This window comes from Virgibacillus sp. 7505, assembly GCF_002272135.1.
Taxonomy (GTDB): Bacteria; Bacillota; Bacilli; order Bacillales; family Amphibacillaceae; genus Terribacillus.
On sequence record NZ_NPBF01000494.1, the window covers coordinates 1 to 208 of the forward strand.

Below are 208 nucleotides of genomic sequence, written 5' to 3' on the forward strand. Positions count from 1 at the left end.
AAGTTTCCTGCCGAAGAAGTGCTGACGGTTTTACGCGATATTGAACTAAATGTCGGCCGCACAGGTGTGGTAACGCCTACTGCGATATTAGATCCAGTGCTTGTCGCAGGGACAACCGTGAGACGGGCTTCCTTGCATAACGAAGATTTGATCCGCGAGAAAGACGTCAAGCTTGGCGATACGGTCATAGTGAAAAAAGCAGGTGACA

General features: G+C 49.5%; 1 pseudogene. It reads left to right on the forward strand.

Features of this window, described 5'->3' with window-relative positions:
- A pseudogene (ligA, locus tag CHH91_RS19940) lies at positions 1–208 on the forward strand (NAD-dependent DNA ligase LigA); the annotation flags it as partial.